Source organism: Acinetobacter sp. 789_lipA, assembly GCF_058242845.1.
In genome coordinates this window covers 2,539,914-2,560,837 of record NZ_JBZAYS010000001.1, presented here as the reverse complement: position 1 = coordinate 2,560,837, position 20,924 = coordinate 2,539,914, and the positions used below count along the sequence as shown (strand labels likewise).

Here is a 20,924-nt window from a genome sequence, read left to right as displayed (position 1 = left end):
AACTCCATGGCTCATGAAAAACGGACTTCAGTCAAAATTTTGACGTCTACAAAAAAGAAAAATATTTCACCTATGCTCTATGCGTTTGGTGGTTTTTTGAGTGGTGTCGTATTGATGGCCACTCTTGGTTTTACTTACTTTTTTACACAACAAAAAAATGATTCAATACAGGTTAGTCAAAATTCTAGCGTCGATGTCTCTGAACCCTCAGTCGATAATGAAGCCCCGACGCGGGAACCCGAAGCTATTTTTGAAGCAACTAAAGTCATCCCTTCTAAAAGTGTTCAACCTTCAAATGTAACTGAGCCGCTTTCTGATTTTCCCCAACCCAAAGAAGATGAATTAAGCAGAGCTTTTCTTCGTCCAGCTGAAACAGTTGCTGCCCCATCGATGAAGAGTGCTAGTCCTCAGCCCTTATCAAAAGAAAATAAGAAACAAAACTCGTCAACGCAAAGTTTGGCCGCACTGCAAGATAAAAATCACGACAAAGTAGCCAAAGCAGAACAGGCAGTGGAAAAATCCGAAGAATCTCCCACAGGTAGTGTACAAACCAAGATTACAACTCGTACCGCCGAAGCCCCAATGCCAGCTACTATCAGACTATAATTTATGCTCTTTTTTCGATTTTTCTAATCCTAGCGATAGGACTAGGTTTGGCACTGTCCTACGAACTCAGAGCAAAATTAGCAAGCTTTTTTGTTGGGTTAATTCCTCAAGGAAAACAAAGATTTCAATCCGCTCGTCATTTTGCACAGCATATAAATCATGCTGCTGCGCCTGAGCAATTGCAATCGCATTGGCATATTCAGCAATGGTGGATATTGATTGCGGGTCTATTTTTATTTGCTAGCATCTTAATGTTTGCTTTTACCAGCCCCGTCACACCCACTAAAATCGAAGCGGATTATTTAAGACAATCGGATCCACAAATTTATGCCTTACTTGATGGGCAAATTTTGTCGCCGCCACCAGAAATCGAAGAATCCTTAGTTGCTGCGGCCATAGTTGAAGCAAGTATGCTTGAGCAAGCGGATCTTAATAATAATTCTATTCAAGCCAGTGCTTTGAATTACGATCCAAGTATTCAGGATGTACATTCAACTCATTCACATGACAATTTAGCAACGGCTGATCGTAAGTGGCACAAAATGAACCCACGCTATAAACAACGTTTACTGATGGTATTTAAAATAATGCGTGAGCAGCATGGATATGAACTGGTTTTACTGGAAGGCTATCGTAGCCCGCAGCGTCAGAATTCTTTAGCCAGCAATAAAAATACGACTTTGGCACGTGGTTATCAGAGCTATCACCAATTTGGATTGGCGGCGGATGTCGCATTTAAGCGGGATGGAAAAGTCGTTATTTCTGAACGAGATCCATGGGCGATGCGTGGCTATCAGCTCTATGGTGAAGTTGCAGAATCTGTAGGTTTAACTTGGGGCGGGCGTTGGAAGTCGATCCAAGACTATGGCCATACTGAATATCGAATGCCGAATTTAAAGAAAACTGCGGAAATGGCTGAAAAGCTGACCTCTGAAGGACAACTTTCAGCTGCAAATTTGAGTTAATCAGGTTGAAGACTGACTCAAATATTGAGTGATGATTTGCAGAACTTGCGCAGTTTTCTCTGCATGTAACCAGTGTCCAGCATCTGCAACCGTCTGAATCTGGGCTTGAGAAAACTGCGATTGGATAGCTTCTATATATTCTGGCTTTTCTACATAAGGTGAGTTTCCACCACGTATAAACAATGCAGACTTATGCCATGTTTCTATATTTTCCCATGACAAAATTTGAGCATAGTTCTCATATAGTGCATCTACATTAAACAACCACTTCCCTTTGCTAAAAGACTTCAAGAGAAACTGAATAACCATTTCTTCTTTGAGATATTCACGCATGATTTCTATGGCTTGTTGACGTGTTTCAATATCTGCTTTTTGTACTGCAAAGAGCGCTTTAAAAATCTGCTCATGATGATTTTCTTTATAAGCAATAGGCGTAATATCCAATACCACCAGTTGATCTAGTCGATCTGCTGCGAGCTCTGTCACTTTCATCACCAGCTTTCCACCCATAGAATGCCCGATCAAAGAAAAGTGCTCGATATTGAGTTCATCTAAAGTTTCAATTAGATCAGCTGCCATGACTTCATAAGTCATAACATTGGAATGTGTAGATAACCCATGATTACGTACATCTACCTGTAATACATGGTGGCTTGAATAATACTCCCGAGCCAACATCCCTAAATTACTTAAACTGCCAAATAAACCGTGAACAAAGACCAATGTTTTTGCACGCGGCTGCTCATTTTGATGAAATTGATGATTTAGGATCATATGAAACTTACTTTATTTGATTCCTATAGATATTGAATTTTTAATGGAAATAAATCAAATGACTTTTTATATTAAGTTCAATTTTGCTTAGGCTATTTTAGGTGAGATATTTGCTTAGGCTAAATTTAAAAGCATGATGTGCATGTTTGTTTAATATCAGATTTTAAGCAAGTGAAAAGATGCCGAATGCTTTAAGTCTTGCTACTTTTCTGTTTTAAAAATAATTCAGCGGAATTTTTAAGTAAGAAATACCATTGTCTTCTGGTTGAGGGAACTTGCCTGCAAACATATTGATTTGAATTGCGGGTAATATCAATTTTGGCATACTTAACGTTGCATCACGGCGGTTTCGCATCTCGACAAAATCGGCCCTTTCCGTTGTAGTATTGATATGAATGTTTTCATGCTTTTGCGAATAAACCGATGTCTCATATTGGTATTGATCACGACTTTCGGGTAAGTAGTCATGACATAAGAACATCCGCGTTTGATCTGGCAATGTGTACAAAGTCTTCACTGAGTCAAATAAAGCCGCCGCACTCCCCTTTGGGAAATCACAACGTGCCGTTCCATAGTCAGGCATAAACAAAGTGTCCCCCACAAAAACAGCATCACCAATGACATAACTGAGACACGCAGGTGTATGCCCTGGTGTCGGAATATTATATGCTTTTATGTTGCCTATCAAAAATGTCTCGTAATCTGCAAAAAGATAATCAAATGACTGCTTGGCATTTAAACTCTTAATATCTAAGTGATAAATCTCACCAAAAGTTTGTTGTACTATCTCGATCTTATGACTAATCGCAATTTTTCCACCTAGTTTTTGCTTTAAATACTGTGCAGCACTTAAATGATCTGCATGCACATGTGTTTCTAAAATCCAGTCTATGCTTAGGCTATTTTCCTGAATATAAGCAATAATTAAATCGGCCTGCTCTGTTTTGGTCGTTGCCGATGCTGCATCATAGTCCAACACACTATCAATCACGGCGCAGCGCTGAGTGTCGGGATCACTCACCACATAACTAAACGTGTTGCTCGCTGTATCAAAAAATGCTTTTACTTGAGCAATTTGCTTCATGGCATTCTCTCCATCACTTTACGATGTAGCAGTACACCGACGAACATCGCAATTATAAAATAGATCGCTTGAAAATAACCTAGTCCAATCAAAGTAAAGCTCGGCGCAGGACAAATTCCCGCAATTCCCCAGCCTATACCAAATAGCAGACTTCCGAAGATCAGTTTTCTGTCGATTTTCGTATTTTTAGGAAGTTGTATGGCTTCACCATAAACCGTTTTTGGATGTGGCTGACGTACAGCTTTTTGAAAAGGAATAAATGCAACCGCAATTGCACCCATCATCACAAAAGCTAAACTGGCATCCCACTGCCCGAAAATATCTAAAAAGCCAATCACCTTCGCAGGATCCGACATTCCTGAAAGCATGAGACCAATTGAAAATAGTCCACCCCAAATGAATGCCCAAACATTTTTCATTTTAGATTGCTCCAAGCATATGACGGACAACATACACAGTAATAAAGCCTGCGAACAAAAAACTCATTGTAGCGATGATTGAACGTTTGGATAAGCGACTGATACCACAAATACCATGCCCGCTGGTACAACCAGAGCCTAAGCGAGTTCCAAAGCCTACCAATACGCCCGCAATAATTAACATGAAAGGTGTAGCCTCAATATGGATTTCTGGCTGAACAAAAGCTGCGTATATAAACGGAACAATGAACAGGCCCAATAAAAACCACAGTGCAGGCGTATTTATGATCCCTTTTAAGTTTAAAACTTGAGAGACCAGACCACTGATTCCTGCAATTCGTCCATTGGTATATAAATATCCAACGGCTGAGATGCCGAGTAATATTCCACCTATAAAAGACCACGCAAAATCATGCATTGGTAAGCACCTTAAAACAATATATATTTTTATAATATATTTAATTAAAAAATAATCAAGCACCCTTTGTATCTATCGATGCTATGCACGTCTATGACCACTGTTTACGGGCCCTTTCATCTAGCTTTAGATATTTGAATGGCACTACCCGTCCGTTCTCGAAGCTTTTAGTCTTTTAGATAACACCTTAAAGCATTTCTTTTACATAGTTATTCTTCACAATCATGCAAAAATCTTGAATATATCCCCGAGAGATTTTGTATTCAGCCCTTTTTTAGATTAGAAATACTTAACTTCTCTCGCTTTATTTCATGATAGTTTTCATTTAAAGAAACTGAATACAGTTAGAGGTACATCTCTACATCATGATCATTATTCTGGGTTTATGAAACACATTCGCGACTTTTGAATATTTTTTTATGCGGGCAGACACATGAAAAAGGATAAAATAATCTGCTCTTTTTCTGAGCAGTTTATTGGAATTCTGATAGTACGCGTTCTGCAAACCATCTTGGGAGCTTAGACACGGCGGCATTCATTTTTAAGGTTTCAGCTGCTTCTATTTCTGCAAGAAAAGACGCTTGTATACCGTCAGAAGAGTTATCAAACAAGTAGGCTCGATCACAGCACTCTATGGCTTGCATGAGCAGATCCATACTACGGTAGTAACGTTCAATAATTTTCTGCTCAGGAACAGGATGACCACCCACACTGACGCGATACTTGACCCGAGCAATATTGATTTGTGGGTCTACTGTTGAGACATAATATAGATAGGTTTTATAACCCTGACGTTTCGCTTCTCGGAGAAACTCAACTTTAGAGATATGTGACATGACCGTCTCAAAAGTAAAACTGACTTTTACGCGCAGAAACTCAAGCCGGATATAGTCAATAATGCGTGCACAGAGATAAGAATCAATTTCTTCGGTTTTAAACTCGATCTTCCATTCATCTAGCACAATTGGTTCATGCGCAAGTAAGGCCACGAACTGTCCCCCTTGAGGACGCTTCTTACTTTTTAGAAAAGTGACCAACTCTGAAGCTTTTAAGGAAGGATGATAATGCAATAAATCAATGCGTTGACTCTGTCTTAAGTTTTTTTCCAGTTCATCTGCATTTAAATATGCCCCAATATGTTGGGGCAAGAGGTAATCTTTAACAGTGCTTTTACCAGAACCATTTGGCCCTGCAAACATTCTTATTCTAGGTTGTCGAGGTGGCATATCAATCTATACGGTTGCGTGTTTCTTTTTACGTGTCAGTGTCGGTAAAACGCCTACATCGACATAAGCATGACTTAAGTCTTGTAAAACAGTTTCATTGCCATGAATATCGCGTTCAACCAACTGCTCTGCTTTTGCATAAACTACAGATGAACGAGTGGTTGCTTTTTGAAAAGCATCATGAAAAGCATGAATGGCAAGTTTAGGAATCATATCATCCTCATATTTGCCTACTTTAATGTCGGTATAAGCTGCCATACACCAACTCCTACTCAAACGATGGTTGATTTTTATTTATCTTAACACAATCGAGGACATTGTCTATTTATACAGCATCCTGAAACAATAAATTAGATCTTAATATCTACACTAATTTCATACTGTCTTATTGGGTTACTTTACTTTTTAATCGTTTCGTATCTTCAACTTTTAAAGTTTTAGCCGTTGGGCAGAAGGCACTTTCATTCATCCCTGCATCGGTCAGGCTTTTTTCTTGCTGATCAAGATAACGGTTGGCCACCATCAGCATCACTGAAGCGGTACTTAACTCAATATTGGCTTTAGATAGCGCAGCAATTTGATGATATGCATCCATACGCTGACAAAATGCGGTTTTCATTTCTGTTGCTGTCGCTGGATTATCTTTTGCATCTAAAACGGTTTTAGTTGAATTCACAGTTGCTGTATATTCAGCCATCTTCTGATCATACTGTGCCTGAGTTAGCTTCGTTGTTTCTGCATAACTCAGGGTTGATAGAAATGATGATAAAAATAACGAAAGGCTAAGCAACGTCCATATTTGTTTTTTCATGTATTAAGACTCATCGCCTTCTTTCCATACGTCTTCATAGTCATCGCCATCAATCATAAAACGATAACCTTCACTTAAAGCCAAATATGGAAGTACATCAGGCAAGATATCTTGTAATTCACGTACAGTCATGGTTGTAAAAAAGTCTTGTCCTTCACCCAATTCACCACCATAAATAAACCAAGCGACATTCTCTTCAGTTTCTGGCTTTTTACGTAAACCGACAATGGGTTCTTGATTCAAAGTATGCACAGCAACAGCAACGACATCATCACCTTTTACTTCAACATAAGCCGAGTCAAATTCTTCACACAGTAGTTTTTGTTCTGCAATCAATTCATTCAATGCAGATTGTTGTGACTTTTGTGCCATGCGATGCTGCCCCTTTTGAGCGTCAATCTATCGATAGCGCATTTTAAAACATATTTAGGTCAAAGGCTGTTTTTATTTAAACAATTAGCACATAGGTGAACACTCAATATCACTACAAATGTGGCATTCATTTTGCTTAACAGTATTACGTTTTATAAAAAAAGTAATATCGGGGCTAAGCAACTATGGGTTATGTCGCACGAGAACTCAGTCCTCAAAGCAAAATATTGCTGGGCTTTGGATCATTTCTAATACCAATCCTCATTTGGTGTGCTGTGAGTTATTTGCCCTTTATTTGGCATCCTCAAGTACAAATTACCAACTCTGGCAGTGTCTCTTTTTTACAAGTCGGTAGCCGTGTAGACAAAAATGTGTTCTATGCCGAAGCGCAAAATGCCGTCAATAAAGGCACTGAACCGCCACAAGGTAATTTGGTCAATCCCATTTATTTACCAGCACCTCATCAAGTTGCGACAGCCTTAGTGACAGCATTTACTACACCACCAGCTCAAGCCGATGCACCATGGTTTCATCAAAGTCTTTGGCACAGTATCAAAATTGTATTCAGTGCTTTCTTTATTGCATCACTCGTTGGTATTCCATTGGGGATTTTATGTGGTTTTTCCAACAAAATTTCCCAGCTCACTGAACCCTTTGTTGAGTTCTTTCGCTACTTACCTGCGCCTGCCTTTGGTGCACTGGCTGTTGCCATATTAGGCATTAATGATGCACCAAAAATTGCCATCATCGTGATTGGAACACTGTTTCAGCAAATTCTGATTATTGCCAATACTACGCGTATGGTTGACCGCGGGCTGATTGAAGCGGGTTATACCCTAGGGACGAATAAAGCAAAAAGTCTGTTTCACGTGGTCATTCCAGCGGCGTTACCCGATATTTACCGTGATTTACGTGTTTTGCTGGGCTGGGCGTGGACCTACTTGATTGTCTCTGAGTTGATTGGCACCACCACAGGGATCACTTGGTTTATTACCCAGCAAGCACGCTACCAGAACTTTGACAATGTCTATGCTGCGATTTTGATTATTGGCGTGATTGGCTTGGTCTGTGATGTGATTTTAATGAAACTCGGACAACATCTGTTTAAATGGAAAGCGGGAGCAAAATAATGATAACCACAGATATAAGAACGACGGAGTTCAATTCTCGTCAATATTTTGATCACATTTATCAACGTCCTGTCATTTTAGAGGCCAAACAACTTAGTCAAGTTTTTCAGCATAGTAAAAACACACGCACGATTTTAAATCAGCTCGATTTGAAAATTCATAAGCGGGAGTTTATTTGTGTGATTGGCCCGTCTGGTTGCGGAAAATCGACCTTTAGTCGTGTTGTTGCGGGTCTAGACCCATATAGCAGTGGCGAATTGCTAGTAGACGGACAGCCCATTTTAGGCCCTAGTCCAGAGCGAGGCATGGTGTTTCAAGGCTATACCTTATTTCCTTGGAAATCGGTTAAAGAAAATGTGATGTTTGGTCCACTGATGAAAGGTGCAAGTCATGCCTCAGCCGAAGCGGCTGCACGAGAATGGATCAATATTATTGGCTTAGAGAAGTATGAAAACCAATATCCGCATCAACTGTCTGGCGGGATGAAGCAACGTGTTGCGATTGCCCGTGCTTTAGTCAATGAACCGAAAATTTTACTGATGGATGAACCTTTCGGTGCGCTTGACCCGCATACCCGTCAGAAAATGCAAAAACACCTAATGGACTTATGGCAAAACATTGATATCACCATCATTTTTGTAACCCATGATATGGATGAGGCTATTTTACTGGCTGATCGTATCGTAGCACTGAAAGCCAATCCTGGGGAAATTAAAGAAATTATTGAAGTAGATTTACCCCGTCCACGAAACACTGAACTGATGTCCAGCCCTGCTTTTAAGCAACTTCGAGAACGGGTCGATTTCTTAGTACATGCACAAGAAGAAGAACTCGATCCAGCACTGGAAGATTTACCCAAAATTCCACGTATGACCCAAGTTAGTACGCATAAATAACTCATTGATCTAGCCTGAGGGACGACCCTTAGGTTTTATGCACTGTTGGACGGCCAACGCGAGGATTTTACCATGCAAGATAAATATGTCCTTCCATTGGTGGATATCAGCCTTTTAAATAGCCCAAATCTAGATGACCATATGCAAGTTGCTCAAGCGCTTGATCAGGCCTGTAAAGAAGTTGGCTTTCTCTACCTTAGAGGTGATCAATTTCAACCTGCATTATTTGCACAGTTATGTGACATCGCGAAGCACTATTTTGCCCAAGATGACGCACTCAAAATGCAAAACTATATTGGAAAATCGGTGAATCATAGTGGCTATGTGCCTATAGGTGAGGAACAGTTTTCGAGTAACAGCTACGATTTAAAAGAATCTTATGATGTGAATTATGACTATCAAGGGTCTGCATTAAATTATCCCTTACTTGGCCCAACGCAATGGCCAGATGATCCCGCATTTAAACGCCATGTCTCACAGTACTATCAGCACTTAAAAGCGATTGGTCATCAACTATTTCGCTGTTTTGCGCTGGCTTTAGAGCAAAAAGAAGACTTTTTTGATGTGCATATTCAACATGCACCCAGCCAGTTACGCCTCATTCACTATCCATATAACCCTCAAGCGACAGATGCAGAAGGCATCGGGGCACATACCGACTATGAGTGCTTTACTTTATTACTACCCACAGCGCCCGGTTTACAAGTCCTCACTAAACAAGGCGAATGGATTGATATTCCTCTACTTGAAAATACTTTGGTGATGAACATAGGTGACATGATGGAAATATTGTCCAATGGTAAATATTTAGCCACCAAGCATCGGGTTAAAAAAGTCCAACAAGAACGCTATTCCTTCCCTTTATTTTTTTCTTGTGACTATGACTATGTCATCCAACCGATTAATACAAATGAGCCACCTAAATATGCGCCACTGGCAGGTGGAGAACATTTGTTTAATCAAACGGCTCAAACCTTTCATTATTTAAAACAGCGTGTAGCCAGTGGTGAGTTGGCCTTAAAGAATGCCGTTCCACTTTATTCTTTTGGTCTGACTGAGTCAAACATGGAGTACACACCATGAATTTATTTGAAACTTTAAGTCAACTAAAACCCATCACAGCTGCTTCAGGTAGTGTGCCAACCTATTTAATGGGCGCATTTCGACGTAAAAGTATTAGCTTTTACAATGGCCTGACCGATGAAAATACGATTGTGTATTGGTTTCAGTCCAAGAGTTTCACCATTGACCTACGTCTTAAATCAGTAACAGATACACCTATCGTAGAGCGTCAAGCATGGGTCGGTTATACGCATTGGGATGCACAAAATGCATCACTGTCATGGGAGCTAAGTAGTAATTATCAGAACCATACCCAGTGGCCTGAGCCAGCAACTCTACATACTATTGGCAATTGTATTTTGGAGTTTTCACCCAGTAATGCCTATGTTGAAGACTGGCGTCAACAAGCCAGTACGGGTTTATTTTTAGGACTACACTTAGTCAAAGCTGTACATGTTGCCACGCAACAAGAAATTTCGCTCGATGGCGGTCTCATCATGTGCGGTGAGCATATGGCATATGCACAGTCACGTTTACCCCATATTCAACAGAATGTAGACGCATTAGGGGTTCTTTCTTATGTGGAGCAAAGTCCTTCTGACTTAAATCAAATTGAAAGCTATGAAGTATCAGTTTCAACTCAGGATCAACTCATTCAATATTCAAGCTGCACCCAAATGACTCAACAACAACTCATTCTAGATGGTTTTGAAGTCGTTGATACTAAAACCCTTATACAGCGTAAATTGATCGGTGGCGAAGCATATCAGCTGGTGTTCGTCGTGGATGTGTATGAACCTGAATACACTTTTCAAAATATAACATCGACCACGGCGGACAGTCAGCATTGGCTGAAACAAGAACAACATCACCTCATGCATCATGCAACTGTGGTTGCGTAAGGGAACTTTAATAAGCTATGGCTTTTCTCTATTTATTGATTGCCGTGATTGCAGAAGTCCTCGCGACTTCTGCATTAAAAGCGACCAATGGTTTCACTGCACCTTTACCTATTGTTTTAACTATTATTGGTTATGCAATTGCGCTCTTTTTCTTAGGTCTAACGTTTAAATCCATCCCTATGGGGCTAGCTTACGCACTGTGGTCAGGTGCAGGCATTATCCTGATCTCTACAGTCGGTTGGATTTACTTTAAACAGCAGCTCGACTTTGCGGCGGTTGTTGGTTTAAGTTTTATGATTATCGGCATCGTGATTATTCATGTGTTTTCTAAAAGTACACATTTATAAATACATGCCTTAAAATCTAATCTGTATTTAACATTAGATCTTTCTTTGCTTTTTAAACACACTCACACAAAAAAGCCCAAGTTAACTTGGGCTTTTAGTTTCTACGAAGTCCTATTTTAACTCTTCAATCAAAGCTGGGTAAATTGCACCATCAACATCCATTTCTGTTTTATAAATGCCATTTTCAACGTTGAATTTGTTTACGTGGTAGCTTGAGCCATAAATCGAGTCAAAACCTGAACCTTTCTTAAAGACGGTTTTATTGGCTGCCAAATCGAGTAAATGCGTCCCGCCAATAAATTGTTCATATTGTTTCGGATCGACTCCAACACGGTTAGACATAATTTTCACGGCATCTTCATGTGTTGCAGGGTCATTAATATATTTGACTGTTTTATCCCACACTTGAATCATCTTTTTCCAATCTTCTTTATTGGCAGAAAGATGGCTCATATTCACAGTCAGAGTGTCATAAATTAAACCAGGCTTATCTTTAGAACTATAAATAATTTTAGACCCTGCAACAGACTTCAACGCTTGATTGGCTACAGGTTGCCAGACCGCAATTGCAGCAATATCTGGACTTGCAAAAACTTGTGGAAGCTCATTGGTCATAGAATTGACCAATTTAATATCACTGGTCTTAATTTTTGCATCTGTCAGTGCTGTACTTAGCAATAGATGGTCAACCAAGCCTTTTTCAGTAGCAATACTTTTGCCTTTTAAATCAGCAATGCTGTTAATTCCATCTTTTGCGATAATCACGTCATTACCTGCGGAATAGTCTGTCGCCATAATCATGACACCTTGAGTGCCCCCAGAGGCTGTGACTAGATTATCTCCATTGGTCACCAGTACTGCATCTAGCTGATTGGCTGCAAAAGCAGAAAGTGATGATGAATAATCAAACCATTTAAATTCAACATTCAGCCCCGCTTCTTTGAGCCAACCTTTTTCAATTGCCACCTGCCATGCAACAAAACCCGGCCAATCACTATAGCCAATCGTGATGGTTTTGGTGCCTGTGCTCTCAGATGCACTGTTTTTTGTTTCAGGAATTTTGGCGGTGTTATCACAACCCGCCAATAAAATAGTCGAAACAATAGAGACTGACAAAAACGCTTTTTTAATCATGATGCAATTTTCCCGATGCTGTAAATGTTTAAACTTGCTATGTATGGAGTGAGCCATTGAGGACGGTGAACATGGTCAAGCTTTCAATGCTCACTGTTCTTCGTTTTGTGGAATCGGCGGCATCACCGCATCCATCAGTTCCAAATGCCCTTTGATCACACCTTTCAAAGCAATGAATTGCTGGCTCAGCGCTTTTAACTCTGTAGTTAAGCCCTGCAAAATCATCACTTCTAGAATTTTTTGCTCATCTAACTGAATATGCAGTGAACTCACCACTTGTTCTAAAAACTGCTGCTGTAAGTCCAGCAATTGGACTCTAAGTGGCGTAACACTGGCGTCATAGAGCAAGGTAAATGTCCCCACCATCACGGCGTTACGTTGCTCCTGATCCGCAATCAGATGTTTATTGATCATGTCGACAATTGCTTGAGAACGGCTTTCATAGTGCTGATCAACAATTTTCTGATCCAATGCATCGACAGTCAGTTCAGGCACAGTGATACTGATCCGTGCCAATTTATGTTTCGGCACGTGCTTATCCTTTTTCGGATGGATCTTGCTTGATATAAATGCCCGCTCTAGCGCTTAAGATAGCAACCACGAACTGTTTAAATACGATGAAGAATGCATTTAAGTCATCTTTGAATTGTTTAGACATTTGCTGCTCCTTTCGGTATTACCAAAAAAGGTTTTTGTAATACCTAGAACTAAGCAGAATACATGCCAATTTTTTTGATTAGATTGACAGCAACAACACATTAAAAAGTTTATTTTTTGTGCAAAATTTATTTATATTTTTAAAATTGATACATCAAAGTGCATTTCGGGCTATTCAGCTTGACTTTTTATCCGTCAAAGGCCGAATGTTTACATCCCTAGAAGCAAAACACCTTATGGACATGAGCTCTTATGTCCTCACAAGTTTTAGTTTTCTCTCACTTATAAGCAAAAAAAATCGCCAGATGGCGATTTTTCTTTTATTGATAAACTTTTTGGAACTCACCCAAAATTGGAGCTGAGACGCCATCTTTATACACATATCGAGAGATAATACCTTGATCTGTATAAATATTCATTTTGATCGAATTTGTACCTTTTAAGCTACTCATCAAATTTACAGGCGCTAAAATATAATTGGTCGAACGGTTTGTGCCTAACACATGATCATGCTCGGTTGGCCCAGTGACAGTAAAAGTTTGGCTTTTTTGTCCATTGGTAAACACGACCTTTTGAATGTCGTATTTATTGTAAGTACTACTCAAATGCATTTTTAACTTAAGCAGCTCTTTGTTTGATTCATTCCAGCTCACAGTAACCACTGGACAAAGCTCATTCTGCGCACAAATGAGTAAACCTGTGGTACCCACATTTTGACGACTTGGGTCTGTAGAGGTTGTCGCACAACCTGAAAGCAACATCGCCCCCAAACTCATGAGTAGCCATTTTTTTGGCGATACGTTCGTTATCATTATATTTACTCCCAGAAACTTAAAAGGCTTTGAAATTCTAAAATGAAGCTTTGATTTTTCCCAGTCCCTATTTTTGACGAATCTGCACCTAAATCAAGCTTTTTCGTTCATTCAGGTTATAAATTTTAAAATTTATATCTCTTTATACAAATATGAAAGAAAAGAACCTGCTGAAAAGCTCGCTACTAACCAAGCACATGTATTCTTTCTAATATGCTCTCAATGAATACTCAACTTTGCAAGCCTATCAAAACAGATGACAGAACATGACGAAGGGAATCAACATCCTTTATACTGATTCTAAAAGCTCACCAAAGACATAGCCGCCGATGAAATTCTTTAGTTGCGCATCCTGTCAAAACCAAGTCTTTTTTGCCAACTCACAATGTGTGAGCTGCAAAACTACACTCGGTTATATTGCATCAGAAAAAGATATGGGGAGCTTTGAACAGCATAGCCCTGTTCTTTGGTTAGCGCTAAATGAAAAATACCAGACGAAGCGCTATAAGCCTTGTTATAACTATCAGCATCATCAAGTCTGTAATTGGGTTATTCCCGCAGAGAGCAACGACATCTACTGTGAGTCTTGTGTACTCACATATACCATTCCTACTCTCGACAACCCTGATCATATCGTCTATTGGTCACGGCTCGAACATGCTAAACGGCGTTTTCTGTATTTAATGCAACGCCTGAATCTTATGCCAAGGCCCAAATATAACGATGATGATCGCTACGGACTCCGTTTTAATTTTCTCATGCCTGAACCAGAGCACCCTGTGCTGACAGGACATGCTAATGGCGTCATTACACTCAATGCCAGTGAAGCAGATGTCATCTATAGGGAAACGACCCGTATTAAAATGGGTGAAAACTACCGTACGCTTTTGGGGCATTTCCGTCATGAAAGTGGTCATTATTATTTTGACCTCATTAAATCGCTACATCCTGAGCTGGTCGATGAGTTCCGTCAGTATTTTGGAGATGAGCGTCAAGATTATAACGCAGCACTACAACGCCACTATGAAGATGGCGCACCGCAAAACTGGGACCAATTTTATGTCAGCTCTTATGCCAGCACACATCCTTGGGAAGACTGGGCAGAAACGTGGGCACACTATTTACACATGATGGACACATTGGAAACCGCGTACTATGCAGGATTAATTGTGCGTAACAATCGAAAAGATACGCATGACTTAAGCTTTTATGAAAATCCAATTGGCGCTCAAGATTTTGATGTACTACTCAAACAGTGGATGACACTGACTTTTAACTTAAATGCGTTAAATCGCAGTATGGGTTTAGAAGATGCTTATCCCTTTACACTATCAGGACCAGTCCTCGATAAATTAAGATTTATACATAAACATGTTTTAGGCAAAGCCTTTGCTCGCCAAATCGCTTAAGCTGAATATAAGCGTTCTTAAGTTATGTCTAGGGACACAAAAGATCGGACCGAATCTGGATGTAACTCGTTAGAAATTGTCTTAAAATGAAAGACATCTTTAGCCTATATAAATAACGTCCGTGCTAAAAACTATGCTTTTAACGAGACATCATACTTTCACGCGACCAATCATTTTAGGGCTAACGATTGTTTTACTGCCGGCCTGCCAGTTGGTCAAAGTTAAAGAAAATAACATCCATCAAGCTATTCGTAGCAAGTCTGAAAATATCTTAACCCACGACCAATTGAGTGCGGAAACCACCAGCTTACTCAAACTACTCAGCCTGACGCCACAGCAATGCACCGCTGAATTTGAAACATGTTTAAAGCGCTTAAACACACAAACGGATATTGCAGCAGATGAGCGTTATGCCGCGTTAAGTGAACTGTATTTAGCCCAAGCTTTAGAGCTCTCAAAACAACGCAACTGTACCCACGCACAGCCACATAGTGAAAATAATCACTGCTTAGAACAAAGCCTTGAGGCCTTCGACCAGAGTTTACGCTATAGCTATGTGTATTTATTTAAAATGCAAGAAAGCCCAAGTACCCGGGTTTTTGATCAAAGACAAATGCATGTCCGCACTTTTTACAATGTCGCTTTGTCACGTTTAATTACCACGGCGTACCGTACGCAGCCTTTTCATCAAATTCCTGCGCAACTCAACGTCCAACAACGTCAATATATTGTAAATTTAGAACACTATCCTGAACTGAAAAGTAAAACCATTGACCGAGTTCAATCCAGTTATAATTTAAACTTCTCGGGTTTTTATCAAGTCAATCGTCAAGATGGTTTGGGCGCAGAGTTTGTGGTTGTGACTGAAGCGGACCCTATTCATAAAAATGATTTTATTCTTGACCCGATATCGTTTTATCAAAATCAAACCAATCCCAATATCCATCCTGCACGCTATTTGTCCGTAACCGCAGCGGCGCAGCCATTAGACCCGGAAAGCACTATTGAAGATGTGCTTAATGGCAAAGCTGTTTTTGAGATTGAGCTGTTTAATCCTTATACGCAAAAGTATGTAGACATACATCAACAAAAATACATTCTCACGGCGAATTATTCTGTGCCTTTTGCCTACTGGCTGGCAGAAAATAAACTGGGCTCAACAGGCTACTTAACCTTGCTCGATAAAACTGAGCGATTGCGTACGCCACAGGTCTATATGCTCGAACCCTACCAACCGAATAAAAAAGTGATTGTGCTTATTCATGGTCTCGCCAGTAGCCCTGAAACTTGGGTCAATCTGACCAATAACATTTTGGGGGATAAAGTTTTACGAGAAAACTTTCAGGTATGGCAGGTGTTCTATTCAACCAATATGCCGATTGTTGAAAGCCGCTTTCAGATTCATGCGCTACTTAAACAAGCCTTTGCACAAGTTCAACCCAACTCTCGCTCGGCCAGTGACGCCGTGCTGATTGGACATAGTATGGGCGGTGTCATAAGTCGCTTACTGATTAGTGAAAACGATATTTCTGAGCAAGTGATTCCACTGTTAAACTATGAGCAATACACCCGATTACAACAATACCCCGTAATCAAAGAACGTTTTCAATTTCATCCTGATTTACCCATTGGACGTGCAATTTTTATTGCCGCGCCTCACCGTGGCAGTGAACTGTCTGACCGCTGGTACATGGAATTGGTGAAAAAAATGGTCAAGTTGTCGATCACTTTTTTTAACCAAGTGGATATACAGCTCAATGGTAGCTCTAGCACCAAAGGCATGGTGCAATCTGGCCCTGACGACTTAAGTCCAAAGTCGCGCTTTATGGCCTTGACCAGTAACATCATGCCTGTATCCACAGTTCCTTATCATTCTATTATTGGCAATCACCGTCAAACCAATGACACACATGACATGAGCGATGGTATTGTGCCCTATTCCAGTTCACATTTAGAACAGGCTGTCTCTGAAAAAATCATTAAAGGCAACCATTCGGTGCATGAGGAAGCAGAAACATTATTAGAATTGCGTCGTATTTTGAGGCTACACCTTGAGCAAACTCAAGCTCAATAATCAGTGATGCTAAAACTGTTCTACTGTGCTTAGAGATTTTTATCCGAATACTCTAACCCAGCTAAATGAGCATCGAAAATTTGAAAAGTAGCAGTTGTAAAACCTCAGGTCCGGAAAGGTTTTGATATACTTGTTTTATCTAAAAAATACATACATTTATCTGCTCGGAAATATCATGCACATTAAAAATCAAGTTGTACTGGTCACAGGTGGCGCACGCGGTTTAGGTCTTGCAATTACACACGCCTTAATCAATGAAGGCGCTCGTGTAGTCGTGAACTATTTGAACAGCCAAGTAGCAGCGCAAACCTTAGTTCAACAGTATCCCGAGCAGGTTTTTATCTACCAAGCTGATGTTACAGACAATGCTCAAGTCAAAAGTATGTTTGAAGCAAGCTTTCAGCATTTTGGACAGCATATCAATGCCGTGATTAATAATGCGCTCATTCAGTTCGAGTTTAATGGTGAGGCCCGCCCAAAAGTTCATGAGCTACACTGGGAGACTATGCAACAACAATTTGAAGGTGCAGTTAAAGCCGCTTTGAATACAACCCAAGCAGCGCTTGAAGGTATGAAACAAAACCAGTTTGGGCGCATTGTAAACATCGGAACCAATCTGGTACAAAACCCTGTGGTGCCTTATCATGACTACACCACGGCGAAGGCAGCACTGTTGGCATTTACCCGTACCTCTGCACATGAACTTGGTCAATACGGCATTAATATCAATATGCTCTCTGGCGGTTTACTGCAAACCACCGATGCCAGTAAAAGTACACCCAATGAAGTTTTTGATTACATCGCGAGTGCAACACCACTGCGTCGTGTAGTTACACCTGAGGAATTTGCTTCAGCCATTTTAATGTTCTTATCGCCCTATTCTTGTGCTGTGACAGGTCAAAACTTGATTGTGGATGGTGGTTTAGTCAAAGGCTAATGAGCTTTAATCCCTAAACTCTGAATAAGCATGATTAAACAATCCATTTTTAAAATTCTCGAAGCTTCATCGACTTGAAGCTTTATTTAGATTCAAGTCTTCTTCAGAATCTGCTCACCCTAGCAAGGAATACAGTACGATGCTTTCTTTTCCCATTCGGCACCGACTGGCTGGCTTTTACTTTTTTTATTATTCCATTGTGGGCACGTTCATGCCGTTTTGGAGCCTGTATCTCGAAGATCAAGGCTTTAACTACAGTGAAATCGGTATCCTGTCCTCAATTGCGATTATTACCCGTTTTTTTGCTCCTTTTATTTGGGGCTGGATTGCAGATAAATCAGGGAAACGGATGCTCTTGGTCAGAGTCGCAACGTGGATGGAAGCCAGTATTTGGTTCATGATTTTTATCATTCCAAACTCCTTTCAGGCGATCGCCCTGCTCATGCTGATCTTTAGCTTCTTCCAAAACGCCATTCTGGCTCAGTTTGAAGGCGTAACTCTATTTTGGCTCGCGGAACAACGCAGTGCTTTGTATGGAAAAGTTCGAAAGTGGGGCTCGGTCGGTTTTATTGTCGGGGTTTTTGGTATCGGAGCCTTATTAGAAATTTTACCCATCTCTATGCTGCCAGTTTTATTGCTGTGTATTTCTTTTTTGGCCTTTATTTGGTCATTTAGCATAAAAGAACCGACCACTGCACCCCATTCACAAGGGCAGCTCGAGCCATTATTACCGATTTTAAAAAAACCCGTTGTAGCGGCATTTTTCGGTATCGAGTTTATTCTGCTTTTTTCGCATGCGCCCTTTTATAGTTTTTATAGCAACTTCTTAAAACAAGCCGGTTACTCAACCACAGAAATTGGTTTTTTGTGGGCTGTCGGTGTCATGGCCGAAATTATTATGTTTGCCATTGCTCACGTTTTTTTCAAACGTTTTTCATGGCGACTCATGGTGTCTATTTGTCTGATCCTCACGGCGCTACGATGGTTTATGGTCGGTTCTTTTCCACAAATCTTCGCGATCCAGTTCTTCGCACAAACTATCCATGCTTTTAGCTTTGGTTTATTTCATCTCATCGCAATGCGTATCATTTTCCAAAACTTTAGTTTAGGACAACAAGGACGTGGTCAAGCCCTATATAGCACCATGTGGGGACTGGGTGTAGCGTCTGGAAGTATTCTTGCAGGACATTATTGGCACAGCCTGTCAGGCGAACTTATTTTTATTTTGGCAGGCTGTGCTGTGCTACTGGGTTTAGGTTTTGTTCGGTACTTACCCAAAGAAGTTCAAGCTTAAAAAGTTCTCTTCTGATCTGTCCGCATAAACTACAACAATTTAATTAATCAGCTTTCTAAACCTTGATTTCACTATATTTATGAAACCATGGCTGGGCTTGTTCAAGCTGACTAGCCAACTGTAATAACAGATCTTCACGGGCAAAAGGTGCAATTAACTGTGAACCAAGCGGAAGATTGTCAGCATTCCAATACAAAGGTACAGACATCGCAGGTAAGCCAGTGATGTTAGCTAACTGAGTAAAAGGCACCCAACGCAAATTATCTTTCACAATTTTATCGACCAGTTTTCCTTGTGCCAGCAAATGTGCTTTGCCGACTTTTAGTAAGCTTTTTAAAATTGGTTTTTGCCATGATGGGGTAGAAATTTGCCCATTTTTGGGTGCGACTGAAGCTGTAGCAGGAGTCAGATAAAGATCATAATGATCAAAAAATTGGTTCATTTTGGTAACATATACTCCCCAATTATTCAGATTATGAATATATTCTAACGCAGTCGTTTTGGCACCAAAGGCAGCCAAAGCTAAAGAATCCAGCTCAAAATCTCCTGCTGTAGTCGGAACCTGTTGCTTGATCTGCTCTAACATATAAGAAAATTGACTAAACCACGTCGTGATAAAGTCTCTGGCCAAAGACATACCATCTATCTCAGGTTGTGCTTCGACCACTGTATGCCCTAAAGACTCCAACAAACGTGCGGTATGGTGTACAGCATCAATGGCATCTTTAGACACTGTGGTTCCAATAGGCGACTGAGTACTAAATGCAATTTTAAGTTTTTTTACAGGCTGCTGTAGACAGGCCAAATAGCTTTGGTTGGGCTGTTCAATTTTAAACAACGAGCTATGCTCTGCACCCTGCGTTGCATCTAACATCGCTGCACTGTCTCTTACACTTTTACTCAATACATGCTGTATCGCAGCGCCGTGCATTGCCTCACTCATATCTGGGCCCCACGGCGTACGTCCACGACTTGGCTTTAAACCAAATAAACCGCAATACGATGCAGGAATTCGAATCGACCCGCCGCCGTCACCCGCACCTGCAATCGGAACAATTCCTGCGGCCACCGCAGAAGCGGAACCACCCGATGAGCCACCACTGTTATGTTTTAAATTCCAAGGATTATGACAGGCTCCCCAAGCATCTGATTCTGTTATGCCTTTGATACCAAACTCAGGGGTATTGGTACGGCCAAAAGTTAAAATGCCTGTGTTTTCCCAACGGTTTACAATTTCTGCATTATGTTCTGCAATATGGCCTGTACGTTTAAATGCTTGACAGCCATAAGATGTTGGATAACCTGCATATTCTTGAAATAAATCTTTTACTAAAAATGGCACACCTGCAAATGGACCAGACAAGGCATTTTGTGCTCTGTTCTTGGCATAATCATGCATAGGAATAATAATCGCATTTAAAGCAGGATTGGTTTGCTGGCTACGCTCAATTGCAATTTGTAATAATTCAGCTGGATGGATTTGTTTTTGTGCAACCAACTCAGCTAAACCCAGCCCATCATAACGAAGGTATTCAGAAAAATTCATTTTTATCCAAGTATCTATAGTTTTTATTGTTTTATACTTTTACTAAATT

General features: G+C 40.4%; 24 protein-coding genes. 11 read left to right on the top strand and 13 right to left on the bottom strand.

The window, feature by feature from the left end; genetic code table 11:
• The first annotated feature begins 6 nt into the window (after window positions 1-6).
• Window positions 7-606, top strand: a complete 600-nt coding sequence (locus AC4CUZ_RS12465) for a hypothetical protein (protein WP_201951470.1) — start codon at window positions 7-9, stop codon at window positions 604-606.
• Complete coding sequence (locus tag AC4CUZ_RS12460) at window positions 603-1,571, top strand: M15 family metallopeptidase (protein WP_201951472.1); 969 nt, start codon at window positions 603-605, stop codon at window positions 1,569-1,571. Before AC4CUZ_RS12465 ends, AC4CUZ_RS12460 begins: the two co-directional genes overlap by 4 nt.
• Here the strand turns inward: AC4CUZ_RS12460 and AC4CUZ_RS12455 are convergent, their stop codons facing one another.
• The 8 genes from AC4CUZ_RS12455 to AC4CUZ_RS12420 form a co-directional block, all read right to left on the bottom strand.
• The gene (locus AC4CUZ_RS12455) at window positions 1,572-2,345 is read right to left on the bottom strand and encodes an alpha/beta fold hydrolase (RefSeq protein WP_201951474.1); all 774 of its coding nucleotides are present in this window, start codon (window positions 2,343-2,345) and stop codon (window positions 1,572-1,574) included.
• A 214-nt stretch (window positions 2,346-2,559) separates the two neighbouring features.
• Window positions 2,560-3,429 (bottom strand): MBL fold metallo-hydrolase, encoded by an 870-nt coding sequence (locus tag AC4CUZ_RS12450; RefSeq protein WP_078389287.1) that lies wholly within the window; start codon window positions 3,427-3,429, stop codon window positions 2,560-2,562.
• A complete protein-coding gene (locus AC4CUZ_RS12445) occupies window positions 3,426-3,848 on the bottom strand; it encodes a DUF6691 family protein (RefSeq protein ID WP_078389286.1) in 423 nt (140 codons plus the stop codon). The genes AC4CUZ_RS12450 and AC4CUZ_RS12445 overlap by 4 nt, the downstream gene beginning before the upstream one ends.
• 1 nt (window position 3,849) lies before the next feature.
• Window positions 3,850-4,266 (bottom strand): YeeE/YedE family protein, encoded by a 417-nt coding sequence (locus AC4CUZ_RS12440; protein ID WP_078389285.1) that lies wholly within the window; start codon window positions 4,264-4,266, stop codon window positions 3,850-3,852.
• A 473-nt stretch (window positions 4,267-4,739) separates the two neighbouring features.
• Window positions 4,740-5,465, bottom strand: coding sequence for an ATPase (locus tag AC4CUZ_RS12435; protein ID WP_490748070.1), 726 nt, complete (start codon window positions 5,463-5,465; stop codon window positions 4,740-4,742).
• Between the two features lie 33 nt (window positions 5,466-5,498).
• Entirely contained in the window at window positions 5,499-5,750 is a 252-nt protein-coding gene (locus tag AC4CUZ_RS12430) for a hypothetical protein (RefSeq protein ID WP_004693049.1), read from the bottom strand.
• A 127-nt stretch (window positions 5,751-5,877) separates the two neighbouring features.
• Window positions 5,878-6,303: a hypothetical protein gene (locus tag AC4CUZ_RS12425; RefSeq protein ID WP_490747667.1), complete on the bottom strand. Its 426-nt coding sequence runs from the start codon at window positions 6,301-6,303 to the stop codon at window positions 5,878-5,880.
• 3 nt (window positions 6,304-6,306) lie between these two features.
• On the bottom strand, window positions 6,307-6,675 hold the full coding sequence (locus tag AC4CUZ_RS12420; RefSeq protein ID WP_004693046.1) for an immunity protein Imm33 domain-containing protein: 369 nt from the start codon (window positions 6,673-6,675) through the stop codon (window positions 6,307-6,309).
• 185 nt (window positions 6,676-6,860) lie between these two features.
• Here AC4CUZ_RS12420 and AC4CUZ_RS12415 point away from each other — a divergent pair, with 185 nt between their 5' ends.
• From AC4CUZ_RS12415 to AC4CUZ_RS12395, 5 genes are all read left to right on the top strand, one after another.
• Window positions 6,861-7,805 carry an ABC transporter permease gene (locus AC4CUZ_RS12415; RefSeq protein ID WP_114837069.1) on the top strand — a complete coding sequence of 315 codons (945 nt, stop codon included), beginning with the start codon at window positions 6,861-6,863 and terminating at the stop codon, window positions 7,803-7,805.
• Window positions 7,805-8,701 carry an ABC transporter ATP-binding protein gene (locus AC4CUZ_RS12410; RefSeq protein WP_114837068.1) on the top strand — a complete coding sequence of 299 codons (897 nt, stop codon included), beginning with the start codon at window positions 7,805-7,807 and terminating at the stop codon, window positions 8,699-8,701. The genes AC4CUZ_RS12415 and AC4CUZ_RS12410 overlap by 1 nt, the downstream gene beginning before the upstream one ends.
• Window positions 8,702-8,773: 72 nt before the next feature.
• Window positions 8,774-9,784 carry an isopenicillin N synthase family dioxygenase gene (locus AC4CUZ_RS12405; RefSeq protein ID WP_125273816.1) on the top strand — a complete coding sequence of 337 codons (1,011 nt, stop codon included), beginning with the start codon at window positions 8,774-8,776 and terminating at the stop codon, window positions 9,782-9,784.
• The gene (locus AC4CUZ_RS12400) at window positions 9,781-10,665 is read left to right on the top strand and encodes a hypothetical protein (protein ID WP_490747666.1); all 885 of its coding nucleotides are present in this window, start codon (window positions 9,781-9,783) and stop codon (window positions 10,663-10,665) included. Before AC4CUZ_RS12405 ends, AC4CUZ_RS12400 begins: the two co-directional genes overlap by 4 nt.
• Window positions 10,666-10,682: 17 nt before the next feature.
• Window positions 10,683-11,012 (top strand): DMT family transporter, encoded by a 330-nt coding sequence (locus AC4CUZ_RS12395; RefSeq protein WP_159128315.1) that lies wholly within the window; start codon window positions 10,683-10,685, stop codon window positions 11,010-11,012.
• A gap of 111 nt (window positions 11,013-11,123) precedes the next feature.
• Here the strand turns inward: AC4CUZ_RS12395 and AC4CUZ_RS12390 are convergent, their stop codons facing one another.
• The 4 genes from AC4CUZ_RS12390 to AC4CUZ_RS12375 form a co-directional block, all read right to left on the bottom strand.
• On the bottom strand, window positions 11,124-12,146 hold the full coding sequence (locus tag AC4CUZ_RS12390) for an ABC transporter substrate-binding protein (RefSeq protein ID WP_201951482.1): 1,023 nt from the start codon (window positions 12,144-12,146) through the stop codon (window positions 11,124-11,126).
• 90 nt (window positions 12,147-12,236) lie between these two features.
• Window positions 12,237-12,677 (bottom strand): CopG family ribbon-helix-helix protein, encoded by a 441-nt coding sequence (locus AC4CUZ_RS12385; RefSeq protein ID WP_201951485.1) that lies wholly within the window; start codon window positions 12,675-12,677, stop codon window positions 12,237-12,239.
• 4 nt (window positions 12,678-12,681) lie between these two features.
• Window positions 12,682-12,804 (bottom strand): hypothetical protein, encoded by a 123-nt coding sequence (locus tag AC4CUZ_RS12380; protein ID WP_260395253.1) that lies wholly within the window; start codon window positions 12,802-12,804, stop codon window positions 12,682-12,684.
• A 319-nt stretch (window positions 12,805-13,123) separates the two neighbouring features.
• A complete protein-coding gene (locus tag AC4CUZ_RS12375) occupies window positions 13,124-13,615 on the bottom strand; it encodes a hypothetical protein (RefSeq protein ID WP_184118758.1) in 492 nt (163 codons plus the stop codon).
• A gap of 329 nt (window positions 13,616-13,944) precedes the next feature.
• Here AC4CUZ_RS12375 and AC4CUZ_RS12370 point away from each other — a divergent pair, with 329 nt between their 5' ends.
• The 4 genes from AC4CUZ_RS12370 to AC4CUZ_RS12355 all read left to right on the top strand — a co-directional run bounded on the left by AC4CUZ_RS12370 (window position 13,945) and on the right by AC4CUZ_RS12355 (window position 19,329).
• Window positions 13,945-15,024, top strand: a complete 1,080-nt coding sequence (locus tag AC4CUZ_RS12370; protein WP_490747665.1) for a zinc-binding metallopeptidase family protein — start codon at window positions 13,945-13,947, stop codon at window positions 15,022-15,024.
• A 133-nt stretch (window positions 15,025-15,157) separates the two neighbouring features.
• Complete coding sequence (locus AC4CUZ_RS12365; protein ID WP_490747664.1) at window positions 15,158-17,098, top strand: esterase/lipase family protein; 1,941 nt, start codon at window positions 15,158-15,160, stop codon at window positions 17,096-17,098.
• A 175-nt stretch (window positions 17,099-17,273) separates the two neighbouring features.
• Window positions 17,274-18,035 carry a 3-oxoacyl-ACP reductase gene (locus AC4CUZ_RS12360; RefSeq protein WP_419272007.1) on the top strand — a complete coding sequence of 254 codons (762 nt, stop codon included), beginning with the start codon at window positions 17,274-17,276 and terminating at the stop codon, window positions 18,033-18,035.
• A 139-nt stretch (window positions 18,036-18,174) separates the two neighbouring features.
• Entirely contained in the window at window positions 18,175-19,329 is a 1,155-nt protein-coding gene (locus AC4CUZ_RS12355) for an MFS transporter (protein ID WP_490747663.1), read from the top strand.
• 55 nt (window positions 19,330-19,384) lie between these two features.
• Here AC4CUZ_RS12355 and AC4CUZ_RS12350 read toward each other — a convergent pair whose 3' ends face one another.
• Entirely contained in the window at window positions 19,385-20,875 is a 1,491-nt protein-coding gene (locus AC4CUZ_RS12350) for an amidase (protein WP_490747662.1), read from the bottom strand.
• Window positions 20,876-20,924: the final 49 nt, after the last annotated feature.

Excerpts from the sequence above, each read along its gene's own strand:
- AC4CUZ_RS12465 (WP_201951470.1), top strand. The coding sequence starts at position 7 with ATGGCTCATGAAAAACGGACTTCAGTCAAAATTTTGACGTCTACAAAA.
- AC4CUZ_RS12455 (WP_201951474.1), bottom strand. The coding sequence starts at position 2,345 with ATGATCCTAAATCATCAATTTCATCAAAATGAGCAGCCGCGTGCAAAA.
- AC4CUZ_RS12450 (WP_078389287.1), bottom strand. The coding sequence starts at position 3,429 with ATGAAGCAAATTGCTCAAGTAAAAGCATTTTTTGATACAGCGAGCAAC.
- AC4CUZ_RS12445 (WP_078389286.1), bottom strand. The coding sequence starts at position 3,848 with ATGAAAAATGTTTGGGCATTCATTTGGGGTGGACTATTTTCAATTGGT.
- AC4CUZ_RS12440 (WP_078389285.1), bottom strand. The coding sequence starts at position 4,266 with ATGCATGATTTTGCGTGGTCTTTTATAGGTGGAATATTACTCGGCATC.
- AC4CUZ_RS12435 (WP_490748070.1), bottom strand. The coding sequence starts at position 5,465 with ATGTTTGCAGGGCCAAATGGTTCTGGTAAAAGCACTGTTAAAGATTAC.
- AC4CUZ_RS12430 (WP_004693049.1), bottom strand. The coding sequence starts at position 5,750 with ATGGCAGCTTATACCGACATTAAAGTAGGCAAATATGAGGATGATATG.
- AC4CUZ_RS12425 (WP_490747667.1), bottom strand. The coding sequence starts at position 6,303 with ATGAAAAAACAAATATGGACGTTGCTTAGCCTTTCGTTATTTTTATCA.
- AC4CUZ_RS12420 (WP_004693046.1), bottom strand. The coding sequence starts at position 6,675 with ATGGCACAAAAGTCACAACAATCTGCATTGAATGAATTGATTGCAGAA.
- AC4CUZ_RS12415 (WP_114837069.1), top strand. The coding sequence starts at position 6,861 with ATGGGTTATGTCGCACGAGAACTCAGTCCTCAAAGCAAAATATTGCTG.
- AC4CUZ_RS12410 (WP_114837068.1), top strand. The coding sequence starts at position 7,805 with ATGATAACCACAGATATAAGAACGACGGAGTTCAATTCTCGTCAATAT.
- AC4CUZ_RS12405 (WP_125273816.1), top strand. The coding sequence starts at position 8,774 with ATGCAAGATAAATATGTCCTTCCATTGGTGGATATCAGCCTTTTAAAT.
- AC4CUZ_RS12400 (WP_490747666.1), top strand. The coding sequence starts at position 9,781 with ATGAATTTATTTGAAACTTTAAGTCAACTAAAACCCATCACAGCTGCT.
- AC4CUZ_RS12395 (WP_159128315.1), top strand. The coding sequence starts at position 10,683 with ATGGCTTTTCTCTATTTATTGATTGCCGTGATTGCAGAAGTCCTCGCG.
- AC4CUZ_RS12390 (WP_201951482.1), bottom strand. The coding sequence starts at position 12,146 with ATGATTAAAAAAGCGTTTTTGTCAGTCTCTATTGTTTCGACTATTTTA.
- AC4CUZ_RS12380 (WP_260395253.1), bottom strand. The coding sequence starts at position 12,804 with ATGTCTAAACAATTCAAAGATGACTTAAATGCATTCTTCATCGTATTT.
- AC4CUZ_RS12375 (WP_184118758.1), bottom strand. The coding sequence starts at position 13,615 with ATGATAACGAACGTATCGCCAAAAAAATGGCTACTCATGAGTTTGGGG.
- AC4CUZ_RS12370 (WP_490747665.1), top strand. The coding sequence starts at position 13,945 with ATGAAATTCTTTAGTTGCGCATCCTGTCAAAACCAAGTCTTTTTTGCC.
- AC4CUZ_RS12365 (WP_490747664.1), top strand. The coding sequence starts at position 15,158 with ATGCTTTTAACGAGACATCATACTTTCACGCGACCAATCATTTTAGGG.
- AC4CUZ_RS12360 (WP_419272007.1), top strand. The coding sequence starts at position 17,274 with ATGCACATTAAAAATCAAGTTGTACTGGTCACAGGTGGCGCACGCGGT.
- AC4CUZ_RS12355 (WP_490747663.1), top strand. The coding sequence starts at position 18,175 with ATGCTTTCTTTTCCCATTCGGCACCGACTGGCTGGCTTTTACTTTTTT.
- AC4CUZ_RS12350 (WP_490747662.1), bottom strand. The coding sequence starts at position 20,875 with ATGAATTTTTCTGAATACCTTCGTTATGATGGGCTGGGTTTAGCTGAG.